The sequence below is a fragment of the Citrobacter sp. C1 genome (genome assembly GCF_014596895.2).
GTDB lineage: Bacteria > Pseudomonadota > Gammaproteobacteria > Enterobacterales > Enterobacteriaceae > Citrobacter > Citrobacter gillenii.
Window position 1 is genome coordinate 75,042 of sequence record NZ_CP115035.1, and the last position, 14,796, is coordinate 89,837.

At 53.3% G+C, this 14,796-nt stretch carries 14 protein-coding genes; 4 read left to right on the forward strand and 10 right to left on the reverse strand.

Translation table 11 applies throughout. The features are described from left to right. Window positions 1-12: 12 nt before the first annotated feature. The 5 genes from recG to gmk form a co-directional block, all read right to left on the reverse strand. The gene (gene recG, locus IB214_RS00375) at window positions 13-2,094 is read right to left on the reverse strand and encodes an ATP-dependent DNA helicase RecG (protein ID WP_117342560.1); all 2,082 of its coding nucleotides are present in this window, start codon (window positions 2,092-2,094) and stop codon (window positions 13-15) included. 5 nt (window positions 2,095-2,099) lie between these two features. After that, on the reverse strand, window positions 2,100-2,789 hold the full coding sequence (trmH, locus tag IB214_RS00380; RefSeq protein WP_117342559.1) for a tRNA (guanosine(18)-2'-O)-methyltransferase TrmH: 690 nt from the start codon (window positions 2,787-2,789) through the stop codon (window positions 2,100-2,102). Window positions 2,790-2,916: 127 nt separating this feature from the next. Next, on the reverse strand, window positions 2,917-5,031 hold the full coding sequence (spoT, locus tag IB214_RS00385) for a bifunctional GTP diphosphokinase/guanosine-3',5'-bis pyrophosphate 3'-pyrophosphohydrolase (RefSeq protein WP_096759066.1): 2,115 nt from the start codon (window positions 5,029-5,031) through the stop codon (window positions 2,917-2,919). Between the two features lie 18 nt (window positions 5,032-5,049). Beyond that, complete coding sequence (rpoZ, locus tag IB214_RS00390; RefSeq protein WP_002442542.1) at window positions 5,050-5,325, reverse strand: DNA-directed RNA polymerase subunit omega; 276 nt, start codon at window positions 5,323-5,325, stop codon at window positions 5,050-5,052. Between the two features lie 54 nt (window positions 5,326-5,379). Next, window positions 5,380-6,003, reverse strand: a complete 624-nt coding sequence (gene gmk, locus IB214_RS00395) for a guanylate kinase (protein ID WP_005122601.1) — start codon at window positions 6,001-6,003, stop codon at window positions 5,380-5,382. 261 nt (window positions 6,004-6,264) lie between these two features. Here gmk and ligB point away from each other — a divergent pair, with 261 nt between their 5' ends. Beyond that, window positions 6,265-7,944 (forward strand): NAD-dependent DNA ligase LigB, encoded by a 1,680-nt coding sequence (gene ligB / locus IB214_RS00400; protein WP_117342558.1) that lies wholly within the window; start codon window positions 6,265-6,267, stop codon window positions 7,942-7,944. Here the strand turns inward: ligB and IB214_RS00405 are convergent. Both IB214_RS00405 and IB214_RS00410 read right to left on the reverse strand, forming a co-directional pair. Continuing rightward, a complete protein-coding gene (locus IB214_RS00405; protein WP_096759068.1) occupies window positions 7,941-8,558 on the reverse strand; it encodes a trimeric intracellular cation channel family protein in 618 nt (205 codons plus the stop codon). The two genes, ligB and IB214_RS00405, sit on opposite strands and share 4 nt — an antisense overlap. Window positions 8,559-8,817: 259 nt before the next feature. Further along, complete coding sequence (locus tag IB214_RS00410; RefSeq protein WP_096759071.1) at window positions 8,818-9,681, reverse strand: YicC/YloC family endoribonuclease; 864 nt, start codon at window positions 9,679-9,681, stop codon at window positions 8,818-8,820. Between the two features lie 125 nt (window positions 9,682-9,806). On the opposite strand from IB214_RS00410, the gene rph reads away from it, so the two are divergent. After that, window positions 9,807-10,523, forward strand: coding sequence for a ribonuclease PH (rph, locus tag IB214_RS00415; RefSeq protein ID WP_115257161.1), 717 nt, complete (start codon window positions 9,807-9,809; stop codon window positions 10,521-10,523). A 65-nt stretch (window positions 10,524-10,588) separates the two neighbouring features. Beyond that, on the forward strand, window positions 10,589-11,230 hold the full coding sequence (pyrE, locus tag IB214_RS00420; protein ID WP_115257162.1) for an orotate phosphoribosyltransferase: 642 nt from the start codon (window positions 10,589-10,591) through the stop codon (window positions 11,228-11,230). Window positions 11,231-11,319: 89 nt separating this feature from the next. Here the strand turns inward: pyrE and slmA are convergent, their stop codons facing one another. The 3 genes from slmA to coaBC all read right to left on the reverse strand — a co-directional run bounded on the left by slmA (window position 11,320) and on the right by coaBC (window position 13,689). Beyond that, a complete protein-coding gene (gene slmA, locus IB214_RS00425) occupies window positions 11,320-11,916 on the reverse strand; it encodes a nucleoid occlusion factor SlmA (RefSeq protein ID WP_096759074.1) in 597 nt (198 codons plus the stop codon). Between the two features lie 116 nt (window positions 11,917-12,032). Continuing rightward, on the reverse strand, window positions 12,033-12,491 hold the full coding sequence (gene dut / locus IB214_RS00430; protein WP_003827259.1) for a dUTP diphosphatase: 459 nt from the start codon (window positions 12,489-12,491) through the stop codon (window positions 12,033-12,035). Next, entirely contained in the window at window positions 12,469-13,689 is a 1,221-nt protein-coding gene (gene coaBC, locus IB214_RS00435; RefSeq protein WP_117342617.1) for a bifunctional phosphopantothenoylcysteine decarboxylase/phosphopantothenate--cysteine ligase CoaBC, read from the reverse strand. The genes dut and coaBC overlap by 23 nt, the downstream gene beginning before the upstream one ends. Window positions 13,690-13,858: 169 nt before the next feature. Here coaBC and radC point away from each other — a divergent pair, with 169 nt between their 5' ends. Beyond that, window positions 13,859-14,524 carry a DNA repair protein RadC gene (gene radC / locus IB214_RS00440; protein ID WP_096759076.1) on the forward strand — a complete coding sequence of 222 codons (666 nt, stop codon included), beginning with the start codon at window positions 13,859-13,861 and terminating at the stop codon, window positions 14,522-14,524. Window positions 14,525-14,796 lie beyond the last annotated feature (272 nt).

Sequence of the window (14,796 nt, forward strand, 5' to 3'; positions counted from 1 at the left end):
GCTATTTATCGATTACGCGTTGGAATAGCGTTCGGTTTCCGGCATCCAGCGTTCAATCAGCGCCACCGCCTGTTGTGGGTAACGTTCGTGAATATGACGGGCAATGCGCTGAACTTCCGGAATAATTGCCTGATCGCGTAGTAAATCCGCTACTTTGAATTCCGCCGTCCCCGTCTGACGTGTCCCCAGTAATTCTCCGGGGCCGCGAATCTCCAAATCCTTTTGCGCAATCACAAATCCGTCGTTACTGTCTCGCAGGACCTGCAGGCGTTTCTGCGCGGTTTTTGACAGCGGTGATTTGTAGAGCAGCACGCAGTGGGAGGCCACCGCGCCACGACCGACGCGGCCGCGTAGCTGATGCAGCTGGGCCAGACCTAAACGTTCCGGGTTTTCGATAATCATCAGGCTGGCGTTGGGGACGTCCACGCCGACTTCAATCACCGTGGTGGCGATCAACAGATGCAGTTCTCCCTGCTTGAAGGCAGCCATCACCGACTGCTTCTCGGCGGGCTTCATGCGTCCGTGCACCAGACCAATATTGAGTTCCGGTAGGGCAATTTTCAGCTCTTCCCACGTGGCTTCTGCCGCCTGGGCTTCTAACAATTCAGACTCTTCAATCAGCGTGCAGACCCAGTAAGCCTGACGTCCTTCATGGGTACAGGCGTTGCGCACGCGATCAATAATATCGCTGCGACGGGTATCCGGGATGGCGACCGTGGTGACCGGCGTACGACCCGGCGGGAGTTCGTCTATCACCGAGGTGTCGAGATCGGCGTAGGCGGTCATTGCCAGAGTACGCGGGATCGGCGTGGCAGTCATGATCAGCTGATGCGGGTGGAAACCCTGCTGCTGACCTTTTTCCCATAGAGCCAGACGTTGATGAACGCCAAAGCGGTGCTGTTCGTCGATAATCACCAGCGCCAGACCATTGAACTGAACCTGCTCCTGAAAAATGGCGTGTGTACCGACAATCATCTGTACCTGCCCGCTGGCAATGGCGTCCTGTTGGGCAAGACGCGCTTTACCTTTCTGCTTACCGGCCAACCAGCCGACTTCAATGCCAAGTGGGGCAAACCAGCTACGGAAGTTATTCGCATGCTGTTCGGCCAGCAGTTCGGTTGGTGCCATCAGCGCTACCTGCTGACCGTGGGCAATGGCCCGTAGGGCAGCGAGCGCGGCGACCAGGGTTTTACCAGATCCGACATCACCCTGTACCAGGCGCATCATCGGGACATCCAGCGCCATGTCGCGTTCGATCTCAGCGGTCACCCGCGCCTGTGCGGCTGTGGGCTTAAAGGGTAACGCGGCCAGCAGCTGGTTTTTCAACGTATCGTTGGCACTCAGTGACTGGGCATGAAAACGCTGCGCCCCGGCGCGCAATGCCAGCATACTGAGGTTATGGGCTAAGAGCTCTTCGAGGATCAGGCGCCGCTGCGCCGGATGTTGTCCGGTTTCTAGATCGCTGAGCTGTAACGATGGCGGTGGACGATGCAGCGTGCGCAGCGCTTCCGGTAGGCTCATCATGCCCTGTAACAGTTCGGGCGGCAGCAGTTCGGCAATGGCGCAGGTATCGAGCAAATCCAGCGCCTGATCGGTAAGTTTGCGCAGCGTAGCCTGCTTAACCCCTTCCGTGGTTGGGTAAACTGGCGTGAGCGTTTCCTGCAGTTCCGGGGTGCTGAGATCGCCCTGTACGCGGTATTCCGGGTGGATCATCTCTGCCCCGTATTTCCCGCGCTTGGCTTCACCGTAGGCCAGCACTCGCCGACCTGTCGCCAGGCTATTTTTCATTGCCGCGCTGAAGTTGAAAAAACGCATCGTCAGGATGCCGGAACCGTCGCTTATCTGGCAGGTCATCATTCGCCGACCACCGAAGGTGACAGTGCAGTTCAGCACTTCTCCTTCTACGGTGGCGTAGACGCCCGGCAAAAGCTCGCCAATTGGGTACAGATGCGTGCGGTCTTCATAACGCAGAGGAAGGTGTAACAGGAGATCCTGTACGGTGTGCAGGCCGATTTTAGCCAGTTTACTGCTTTGCGCTGCGCCAACGCCCGTCAGGGAATTAAGTGGAATGGCATCCAGTAAACGGCCTTTCATTGGATTTATCTCGCTGACTGCATAGTGGCCCACCACGCGGCATCGGCTTCAATTTCGCCCTGCGTATTGACGTGGGGGTAAGGGAGACCTTTGCGCTTTGCGACGTTGGCCAGCACCGGATAACCCCCTTCGAAAAGCAGGCGCTGCTGTTCGTCTTCCGGCAGCATGCTGTTATCTCTCTGGTACATGCCGGCGTTTTGCCGCTGGCGCTGTGCTTCATACAGAATGAGTGCGGAGGCAACCGAGACATTCAATGACTGCACCATGCCGGTCATAGGAATGATGATATCCCGATCCGCAAGGTCTAACGCTTCCTGGGTGATGCCGGTTTTTTCCTGACCCATCAGGATGCAGGTGGGGCGCGTGTAATCAATTTCGCGGAAATCGACAGCCTTATCAGAGAGATGCGTCGCCAGAATCTGCATGCCCTGATTTTTTAAATGGGTGACCGCATCGCCAATAGTCGGGTGGGTCTTGACTTGCACCCAGCTGTTACTGCCTGCGGCAGAAGAGAGCATGGTGCGCATGCGGCTACCCGGCCAGACGGCGTGGACTTTGTGCACACCGACCGCATCTGCGGTACGAACGATCGCAGAAACATTATGAGGTTTATGGACCTGCTCCATGCAGACGGTCAGATCGGGCTGACGCCTGGCGAGCATTTCACAAATACGCGCATAACGGTTTGAGTTCATTACACTTCATCCTTCGAACTGCCTCGGCGTTGGCTGCACTCACTTACCCCAGTCACGTACTTTTGTACGCTACTGGGGATTCATTCGCTTGCCGCCTTGATGCAATTCGAATGATTTTGTGTAAGCGCTAATTTCTATTACGTGTGACTTTAATAACGTCCGGCATTACGCGGATTTTGCGCATGATATTCGCCAGATGCACGCGATCGCGAGCGGTCAGGCGGATAAAGGCGCTGTAGACGCGACCGTCTTTTTCTTCCGTATTCAGGCTTTGAATATTGGAAGTCGTGGTGTTGATTGCCGCCGTCAGGTTAGCCAGAGCACCCTGGTGGTTAAACATCTCCACCTTGATTTCGGTGATGAATTCCTGCTCCGTTTCTTTGTCCCATTCCACCGCCATAAACTTCTCTGGCTCTTTCTGGTAACCACGGATGTTACGACAGGATTCATGGTGAATGACCAGACCTTTCCCAGGGCTGACGTGGGCGATAATCGGGTCACCTGGGATGGGACGACAGCATTTCGCGAAGGTGATCAGCACACCATCAGCGCCTTTGATCGGCAGATGGCCGTGGCCGGATTGCGCAGGAACGTTCGCAGATGCGTCACCCTGCTGGAGGTTTTTCGCTACCACCACGCTCATGGCATTCCCCAGGCCGATTTCCGCGAGCAGATCGTCAAGCGTGGCGAGCTTCATGCGCTCAAGCTCACGCTGGATGCTCTCCTGCGGGATCTCAGCCAGTTTACGGCTGCCGCCTAAGGCATGGTTAAGCAGACGGCGACCCAGGCTAACGGAATCATCGCGCTTGAGGTTTTTCAACAGCTGGCGAATTTTGGCGCGGGCTTTCGAGCTAACGACAAAGTTGAGCCACGCCGCATTCGGACGCGCGCCCGGAGCGGTAATGATCTCAACAGTTTGGCCGCTGGAAAGCGACTGCGAAAGCGGGTAAGGCTGTCTGTCGACGCGTGCACCGACGCAGGCATGACCGATGTCGGTATGCACGGCATAAGCGAAATCGACAGGTGTTGCACCGGCAGGCAGTTCAACAATGCGCCCTTCCGGTGTGAAAACATAAATCTCATCCGGGAAGAGATCAGATTTGACGCTTTCAATAAATTCAAATGAGCTACCGGCACTCTGCTGCAGTTCCAGCAGGCTTTGCATCCAGCGCTGCGCGCGGATTTGCGCTGTGGTGCTGCTTTCACCGCCGTGCTCTTTATATGCCCAGTGCGCAGCAACCCCCATCTCCGCCATTTGGTCCATGTCTTCAGTACGAATTTGTACTTCAACCGGAACCCCGTGTGGACCGATCATCGAGGTGTGCAAAGACTGATATCCGTTCGCTTTCGGAATGGCGATATAGTCTTTCACGCGACCAGGACGGGGTTTGTACAGGCTGTGCATTTGACCAAGTACGCGATAACAGGTGTCGGCGTCGTGGACGATAACGCGAAACGCGTAGATGTCCATGATCGAGTGAAAACGCTGCTCTTTGAGCACCATTTTGCAGTAGATCGAGTACAGGTGTTTCTCGCGACCGCTTACGCGACACGGAATGCCTGCCTCCTGCAAACGTCCTTCGATTTCCGAGAGGATTTTTTGAATCATCTCTTTGCGGTTGCCGCGTGCGGCTTTAACCACTTCTTTAATCACGCGATAGCGGTTCGGGTACAGCGCTTCAAAACCCAACTCTTCCAGCTCGGTTTTAATGTGATGTATACCTAAACGGTGCGCCAGCGGACTGTAGATTTCGAGGGTTTCGCGGGCAATACGGCGACGTTTGTCCGGGCGTAATGAGCCCAGCGTGCGCATATTGTGGGTACGGTCAGCAAGTTTGATGAGAATGACGCGGATATCCTGCACCATCGCCATAATCATCTTGCGAAAGTTTTCGGCCTGCGCCTCTTTCTTATCGCGAAACTTAAGCTTATCAAGCTTCGATACCCCTTCAACCAGTTCTGCAACGCTTTTACCAAAAAGCTGTTCCATGTCCTGGTAGGTAGCGGGGGTATCTTCAATCACGTCATGCAGCAGCGCAGCCATTAGCGTTTCATAGTCGAGTTTCATCTCGGCCAGAATGCAGGCTACCGCTACCGGGTGCGTGATATAGGGTTCACCGCTTGAACGTGTCTGGCCCTCGTGAGCGTCACGTGCAACGAGATACGCCTGCCGAAGACGCTTAATCTGGTCTTCCGGCAGGTAGTTTTGAATCAGTTGATTCAGGCTTTCAAACAGATACAAGGGCGACCCGCTTTGTGATTAACGACGACCTTCAGCAATAGCGGTAACGGCTTGTAATTCAGCGGCTTCCTGCTCTTGCTGTTCCTGGCGCTCACGCACGTCGAGGATCTGGTTGTTGATCAGACCTTCTTCGATTTCGCGCAGCGCGATTACGGTAGTTTTATCGTTTTCTTCTGGTACAAGCGGATCCTTTCCGCCTGTCTGCATCTGACGAGCGCGACGCGCGGCGACCAGTACCAGGTCAAAACGGTTACCAATTTTCTCTACAGCGTCCTGAACAGTTACGCGTGCCATACTTAAAATGCTCCACAGGTGAAGAAATGACTGGGCATGATACTGAATGTGGGTTCAGTCTGCCAACAGTTTGCTGATTAAAGCGTCATGGCGCTGCTTTTGGCGGCTCATGCGCAGACGTTCGGCGCGAATGATCGTTTTCAAATCGCCCAGGGCAGTATCAAAATCATCATTCACAATCAGATAATCATATTCGGCGTAATGGCTCATTTCTGCAACAGCTTGTGCCATACGTTTTGCGATCACCTCTTCGCTATCCTGACCACGCCCACGCAGGCGACGGTCCAGTTCAATCTTAGAAGGCGGCAAAATAAAAATACTGCGTGCATGCGGCATTTTTTCACGAATTTGCTGCGCACCTTGCCAGTCGATATCTAAAAAGACATCTACGCCCGATGCCAGTACTTGCTCAATTGCCTCACGCGAGGTGCCGTAGTAATTGCCGAATACCTCTGCGTGTTCCAGAAACGCATCTCTGCCAATCATGGTCCTGAATTCATCATGGTTCACAAAGAAATAGTGTTCACCATGCACTTCCCCCGGGCGCGGTGCGCGCGTGGTGTGCGAAACAGAAACCTGGGTGTCATACAACGGTTGGGTCTTTAATAAAGCCTGAATCAGGCTGGATTTACCCGCGCCACTGGGGGCAGAAACAATATAAAGCGTGCCTTGAGCCATGAGTATCTTATGTATGTGATTGTCGAAAGAGAGCCTACATACGGGCTTATTATACACGTAGCCGCTATACGACGTAGTCTTTGTCACACTTTTTGCGCAGGATTATTGCGTTTTGCGTATCTTTTTCCTGTTTTATCGCAGAGTTGCTGCAACAAGTAAAAATGACCGGAAAGCACCTCGCAGGATGGCTTTTTACCACTCGGATTCTCTGCCGCTTCGCGCTATACCTGCCGCGTAATACAACCTACAGCGGAGGTAGTGATGGCAATAAGGAAATACATGGTGCTGATTTTGCTGCTAGGGCACTTACCCGTATGGGCTGTGTGCCCGGTCTGGTCGCCAGCCAGGGCTCATGAGGAAATTTCACAGCTACAACAGCAGATAACCCAGTGGGATGCCAGCTACTGGCAGCAGGGCGTCAGTGCTGTAGACGATGGCGTTTATGACCAACTCAATGCGCAATTACGGCAGTGGCAGCGCTGTTTTGGTGAGGAGCCTCAAGCCGAGGTGCCTGCCCCACCGATTAGCGGGACGATATCGCATCCCATTCCCCATACCGGTGTCCGTAAACTTGCAGATAAACCCGCGATACAGCAATGGTTACGTAACCGCAGCGATGTATGGGTACAACCGAAGGTCGATGGGGTTGCGGTGACGCTGATTTATAAGGATGGCAGTCTTGTCAGGGCGATTAGTCGCGGAAATGGACTTAAAGGGGAAGACTGGACCCAGAAGGTTCGTCGGATCCCTTCCATACCGCAGACAACTAAAGGTCTGCTGGCGAACAGCACCTTACAGGGTGAAATATTTCTACAGCAGGAGGGGCATATCCAGCAAAAGAGAGGCGGAATGAACGCCCGCTCGAAGGTGGCAGGAATGCTGATGCGTCAGGATAATCCAGAGTCACTACACTCCCTGGCTGTTTTCATCTGGGCCTGGCCTGATGGCCCAGAGGTGATGCAGGAAAGACTCACGCTGCTCGCTGATGCGGGGTTCGGTTTTACGCAACACTATACTCAGCCCGTGAATAATGCAGATGAGGTCGAGCGTGCCCGTACACATTGGTGGACTTCCACATTGCCTTTCGTGACGGATGGTGTGGTGGTGCGCATGGCAAAAGAGCCGCCAGCACGAAACTGGTTACCCGGACAGGGCGATTGGGTGGTGGCCTGGAAATATTCTCCGGTCGCTCGCGTGTCCGAGGTCATGGATATTCAGTTTTCTGTTGGTAAAAGTGGGAAAATTGCCGTGGTCGCAATACTGGTTCCTGTCATGCTGGATGATAAACGGGTGCAGCGTGTCAACGTCGGCTCTGTAAGGCGCTGGAATGAATGGGATATTGCCCCAGGCGATCACCTCCTGATAAGCCTGGCCGGACAGGGCATTCCTCGCATCGATGAAGTTGTCTGGCGCGGCACTCAACGTACTAAACCTACGCCCCCAGAGGGGCACTTCAATTCATTGACCTGTTTTTATGCTACGCCTGAGTGTCAGCAACAGTTTGTTGCCCGACTGGTCTGGCTGAGTGCAAAAGAGGTGCTGGATCTTGAGGGTATCGGCGAGGCGGGGTGGCGGGAACTCCATCAGGCGTATCGCTTTGAACATATCTTTTCGTGGCTGGCATTAACCCCAGAGCAATTACAGTCCGCGCTTGGGGTAAGCAAGGGAGAGAAGCTATGGCATCAGTTCAATCTGTCACGGCAGCGTCCTTTTACTCGCTGGCTAATCGCCATGGGCATACCGTTAACACAGGTAACACTTAACGCCAGTCACGAGAGTACCTGGCGGCAATTACAGGCGTGCGATGAGAGCCATTGGCGCCAGCTTCCCTCCACGGGAGAGCGTCGTGCCAGGCAGGTGATTCAATGGCGGGATAATCGGCAAGTCAACGCACTAAGTAACTGGTTAGCCGCTCAGCGCGTTACCGGATTTATGCCTTAATGACCTTCATGGTGATAATAGAACACCGGCAGCCCTAGCTTCAGGCGCAGCGCCAATAATCGCGCAGTAAAGCCGAATAGCAGGGTGGAGATAACGACCACATCGTGGTTGGAAACATAATGTTGTAGCACGATGTACAGCACGGCAGCGGCAAATGACACCCCGGCATACAGTTCTTTCTGGAACACCAGCGGAATGCGTTTGCAGAACATATCGCGCAATACGCCACCAAAGACACCGGTGGTGACTGCTGCTACAACGGCAATGATTGGTCCATGTCCCATATCAAGTGCAACCTGTGCGCCGATAATCGAGAACACCACCAGGCCTAGTGCATCCAGTACGAGGAAAATCTTGCGCAGGTAGGGCATGACGGGAGCAATAATTGTGGTTAGCACCGCGGCGGTCGCCACAATAATGACGTACTCAGGATGTTTCACCCAGCCGAGAGGATAATGGCCGAGAAGAATATCACGGACGGACCCGCCGCCAATGGCGGTCGCGGTGGCAATAATAATAACGCCAAATGTATCCATGCGACGACGGCCTGCCGCCAGTGCACCCGTCATGGCTTCAGCAGTGATGCCAATTAAGTATAAAACGTGTAACAGCATGTATTCCCCCTGATTTCCTGGGGGCTAAGGTTAGCGATTTGTGCTCGTTGTCACGATTGAGATTTTCTAAGGCGAAGTGGTTTTAATAACTACAGCTAATGCGAATTTACTAAGCATGCCAGATGGTATGCACTTTAAGCTTTAAAAACTGAGCATAGATGATGAGAAAATATAATTCGAAGTGGCGATAAAATAAGCGGATGCTTGAAAAGCAGGCGTAGCGCCGCCATTTTATCGACGGGCTACGTGAGGAGATGACCTATTCGATGTTCTGAATCTGCTCGCGCATTTGCTCGATCAATACCTTCAGCTCAATGGCTGAGTTAGTCACTTCGGCATTGATGGATTTAGAGGCGAGGGTGTTCGATTCACGGTTGAATTCCTGCATCATAAAGTCCAGACGACGGCCGACCGCCTCTTTTTTCTTCAGGATGTTGTAGGTTTCTTTAACGTGGGCTTCCAGACGATCTAATTCTTCCGCCACATCGATACGCTGCGCCATCAGCACCAGCTCTTGTTCAAGACGGTTATTTTCCAGCTGAACCTGTGCGTCTTCGAGTTTGGCAACCAGACGTTCACGCTGCCACTGCAGGATTTCCGGCATATGCGCGCGGACTTTCGCCACTTCGGTGCTGACGCCTTCCAGACGTTGTTCGATTAACGCTTTTAGCGCCTGGCCTTCGGTTTCACGTGCGACAATAAAGTCGTCCAGCGTGCCATCGAGCGCGGCAAGGATCTCTGCGGCAATAGCGTCCAGGTCTTGTTCCTGGGCCGCCATGACACCCGGCCAGCGCAGGATATCAACCGGATTAATTTCGCCTTCATCGCTCTGCATCTTGACCCAATTTGCGGCGGTGACGAGCTGTTTAGCGAGTTTTTCATTCAGGAGCAACTCACCTTGCGCGCTGGCATCAGGCTCAAAACGCAGCGTACACTCGATTTTACCGCGTGTCAGACGCGTGCGGATGCGCTCGCGTACAACAGGCTCAAGACTACGGAACTGTTCCGGCAGGCGAAAATAGGTTTCCAGATAACGCTGGTTTACCGAGCGCATTTCCCAGGTAGCGCTACCCCATTCACCCTTGATTTCACGCCGGGCGTAGGCGGTCATGCTGCGGATCATAGACGTTCCTGTTTTTGAAGATGAGATGGGAGGATTATAGCCATCCATGTCTTGTCAGGATAGGAATAACCGTCGGAACTCCGTATAATGCGCAGCCACATTCGTTTCAAGCCGGAGATTTTATCATGCGTCCAGCAGGTCGTAGTGCCAACCAGGTGCGTCCCGTCACCCTGACCCGTAATTATACAAAACACGCTGAAGGCTCCGTGCTGGTCGAATTTGGTGATACCAAAGTACTGTGCACCGCCTCGATTGATGAAGGCGTGCCGCGCTTTCTGAAGGGCCAGGGACAAGGCTGGATCACCGCAGAATATGGCATGTTACCGCGTGCGACTCATACCCGTAACGCGCGTGAAGCGGCGAAAGGTAAGCAGGGCGGCCGTACCATGGAAATTCAGCGTCTGATCGCGCGTGCGCTGCGCGCCGCCGTTGACCTGAAAACGCTTGGCGAATTCACCATCACCCTGGACTGCGACGTGATTCAGGCAGACGGCGGTACCCGTACTGCATCCATTACCGGTGCTTGTGTTGCGCTGGCTGATGCGCTGAACAAACTGGTTGCCAGCGGTAAGCTGAAAACCAACCCAATGAAAGGGATGGTTGCTGCGGTGTCCGTGGGTATTGTGAATGGCGAAGCGCTCTGCGATTTAGAGTACGTTGAAGACTCTGCGGCAGAAACCGACATGAACGTGGTGATGACCGAAGACGGTCGCATTATTGAAGTGCAGGGCACGGCGGAAGGCGAACCGTTCAGCCATGAAGAACTTCTCACCCTACTGGCACTGGCCCGAGGGGGAATTGAATCCATCATAACGACGCAGAAGGCGGCGTTAGAAAATTAATTTTAAAGGCGACTGATGAGTCGCCTTTTTTTTGTCTGTTATAAAGTGAGATGAGGAGCGAATCCATGAAACCGTATCAGCGCCAGTTTATTGAGTTTGCGCTTAGCAAGCAGGTACTAAAGTTCGGTGAGTTTACGCTGAAATCCGGGCGTAAGAGCCCCTATTTCTTCAACGCTGGACTGTTTAATACCGGGCGTGACCTGGCACTGTTAGGCCGTTTTTATGCCGAAGCGCTGGTGGATTCCGGTATTGATTTCGATTTGCTGTTTGGCCCGGCGTACAAAGGTATTCCTATTGCCACAACGACCGCCGTTGCGCTGGCAGAACACCACGATAAAGATTTGCCGTACTGTTTTAACCGTAAAGAGGCGAAAACCCACGGCGAAGGTGGTAACCTGGTCGGCAGCGCATTGCAGGGCCGTGTGATGCTGGTGGATGATGTGATCACCGCCGGTACGGCGATTCGTGAGTCGATGGAGATAATCCAGGCGAATGGTGCGATGTTAGCTGGGGTTCTGATTTCTCTCGATCGTCAGGAACGGGGTCGTGGTGAGATTTCCGCTATCCAGGAGGTGGAGCGTGATTATGGGTGCAAGGTCATTTCAATCATTACCCTGAAAGACTTGATTGCGTATCTGGAAGAGAAGCCGGAGATGGCGGAACATCTGGCCGCAGTGCGGGCGTATCGCGAAACGTACGGCGTATAATCAGAACTGCCGGATGGCGCTACGCTTATCCGGCCTACGCACTTTCTGTAGACCCGGTAAGCGTAGTAGCGCCACCGGGCAATCAGCGATTACTGCAATTGTGCGACTATCAGCGGCCAGCGGATGTCAAAATCGTCCGTTGGACGGTATTTAAATTCGCTGCGCACAAAACGAGACAGCATACCTTCACAGAAAGCCAGTAACTGGCTGGCCAGCAGCGTTTCATCCATGGCGTAACCTTCACCTTCACGCATCCGTTTTTCTCGCAGAACCTGGCGCAGCTGGGCCTCGATGCGTTCAAACAACTGATTAATGCGGCCCTGCAGACGATCTTGCTCAAACATCAGTGCGTGACCGGTCAGAATACGCGTCAGGCCGGGATTACGTTCCCCGAACCCTAAAATCAGCAACACGATCAGACGCAGGCGTGCGCCGGTGTCTTTTTCATCTTTCAAAATCAGGTTGATACGGGTAATCAGACTATCTTCGATAAACTCAATCAGGCTATCGAACATGCGGGTCTTGCTGGGAAAATGGCGATACAATGCCGCTTCGGAAACGCCAACAGAGGCTGCCAGTTTTGCCGTCGTAATGCGTTGGCTTCCATCGCTGGATTCCAGCATCAGCGCCAGAGACTGAAGTATTTCTTCGCGACGATTCCTTTTCGCAGTTTGCTTTTCTACCATGTTACAAAATACCCCTGAAAATAAGCACTTGCCAGGCAGGCATCCACACAGCGACCGCAAACAACTGTTTGCGGTATGTTATTGCGTTATTACGCTGTGGGATACTTCTCTACGGGTTACTTGCGCCCGGAATGGCCGAAGCCGCCTTCGCCACGATCGGTGGCTTCAAATTCTTCCACCAGATTAAATTCAGCCTGCACGACCGGCACAAAGACCATCTGTGCAATACGCTCACCCGGCTCGATAGTGAAGCTGTCCTGGCCACGGTTCCAGACAGATACCATCAGTTGGCCCTGATAATCGGAGTCAATCAAACCGACCAGGTTGCCGAGTACGATACCGTGCTTATGGCCCAACCCGGAGCGTGGAAGCATTACCGCCGCCAGCGAAGGGTCGGCGATATGAATGGCTAACCCGGTTGGCACCAGCGTCGTCGCGCCCGGAGCCAGTTCTACGGCGTCATCAAGACATGCGCGCAGGTCAAGTCCGGCAGAGCCAGAGGTGGCGTACGTCGGGAGCGGAAATTGTTGCCCTACGCGTGGGTCCAGAATCTTAACGTCGATTTTTTTCATCATAACGGGTCACGATCTCGTCGAGTAATAATTGGCCCAGGAGTTCTTTACGCTCAAGCGGTAAGACTTTATCTCCATCCTGCCAGAAAAGGTGTAATGCGTTGCTGTCGCTGTTAAATCCTTGAGTAGATAGTGAAACATCGTTTGCACAAATCACATCAAGGTTTTTGCGGATACGTTTTTGCCGGGCATATTCTTCCACATTATTTGTTTCGGCGGCAAACCCAACGACAAAAGGACGATTAGCATTGAGTGCGGCAACCCCGGCGATAATATCCGGGTTTTTGACCATTTTTACTGTGAATTCATCACCCTGCGTCGCCTGCTTTTTGATTTTTTCATGGGCTACGGTTTCTGCGCGATAATCAGCGACGGCGGCACAACCAATAAAAATATGCTGTTGCTGTACGACTGATTGCACGGCAGCTTCCATTTCGAGCGCCGTAACGACATCAATACGCTGCACCAAAGGCGGCGTGGCTAATGACACGGGACCTGACACCAGCGTGACATTAGCGCCGCGCTTTGCTGCCGCAGCGGCGATGGCGAAACCCATCTTTCCGGAACTGTGGTTAGAAATGTAGCGCACCGGATCAAGCGGCTCGCGTGTTGGGCCAGCCGTAATCATGATGTTGAGATGTTGCAGGGAATTGACAGGTGAAAAATGTTCCGCCGCCATATCCACAATGGTTAACGGATCCAGCATACGGCCAGGGCCAACATCGCCACAGGCCTGGCTGCCGCTGTCGGGTCCCCAGATGAGCAAGCCACGTGACGCGAGAACGCCAAGATTGTGCTGTGTTGCGGCGACGCGGTACATCTGCTGGTTCATGGCCGGTAAGACGGCAACAGGCGCAGGCGTTGCCAGGCAGATCGTTGACACCAGATCGTTGGCCATGCCAGCGGCAACGCGCGCAATCAAATCAGCCGTGGCGGGGGCCAGGATAACTAAATCGGCCCATTTCCCGAGTTCAATATGACCCATCGCAGCTTCTGCTGCGGGGTCAAGCAAGCTGTCGGAAACGGGGTAGCCCGAAACCGCCTGTAAGCTCAGGGGCGTAATAAACGCTTTTGCCGCCTCGGTCATTGCCACGCGGACGTCTGCGCCACGTTCCCGTAAACGGCGTACCAGCTCGGGGGTTTTGTATGCAGCAATACCGCCACTGACACCAATTACGATTTTTTTACCGGCCAGGCTCATCATGATCTTTCCTGTTGGATTTCACCAGAAGGCGGATATTTTATCACAATCCTCAATGCGACGTGCTTTTGCCGGGAAGCACTTTGCGAGGCGTCACGAAGAAGTGAAAACAGGACGTCGCTTCATGGCGGGTGTTATGTAACCATTCGCGGGCTAAGGGAGGAGAAGCATGGAAGAGATGGAATGTTCGATGCCCCGGGAAAAAATGATGGCTCTGGGGGTTGATTCGCTGACGGATGTTGAGCTATTGGCTCTTTTTTTACGTACCGGTTCGCGAGGGAAAGATGTCCTGACGCTGGCAAAAGAGATACTGCAAAATTTTGGTTCTCTGTATGGTCTGTTATCGGCCGATTACATGGATTTCAGCCAGGTTCAGGGTATTGGCGTGGCGAAGTATGCCCAGCTAAAAGGTATTGCCGAATTGGCAAAGCGTTACTACAACGTGCGCGTGATGGAAGAACGTTCGCTACTGAGTCCCGAAATGGCGCGTGAGTTTCTGCAAAGCCAGTTCTCGCAAGAGGAACGAGAGATCTTTCTGGTGATCTTTCTTGATGCTCAGCATCGCGTGATTAAACACAGCACACTTTTTTCTGGCACGCTCAGCCATGTCGAGGTACATCCGCGAGAAATTGTCCGTGAGGCGATAAAAATGAATGCGTCGGCGCTGATCCTTGCGCATAATCACCCTTCGGGGTGTGCAGAGCCGAGTAAAGCAGATAAACTTATCACCGAGCGTGTTGTGAAATGCTGTCAGTTCATGGATGTCCGGGTGCTTGATCATCTAGTAATTGGGCGCGGAGAGTACGTTTCTTTTGCGGAACGCGGTTGGATTTAACGCACTTTACGCGATCCATCGGGATCTTTGTCTGTTCGGGACTTGAGCACATCGCTGACTCAGCGTATACTACGCCACCTTTGAGAATCTCGGGTTTGGCATTTGGGCCTGGCAATCGAGAGTTCGCAAATATACGAAATCATTCATTCGGTATCCAACGTTGATGCAGTATGAAAGATTGAGTGTATTGAACTGCGATAACCGGGCTGAGAAGCCTGACGAGGCGCCAATACCCCATACGAAGCTCGAGCTAATTTGATTTTTGGAGAATA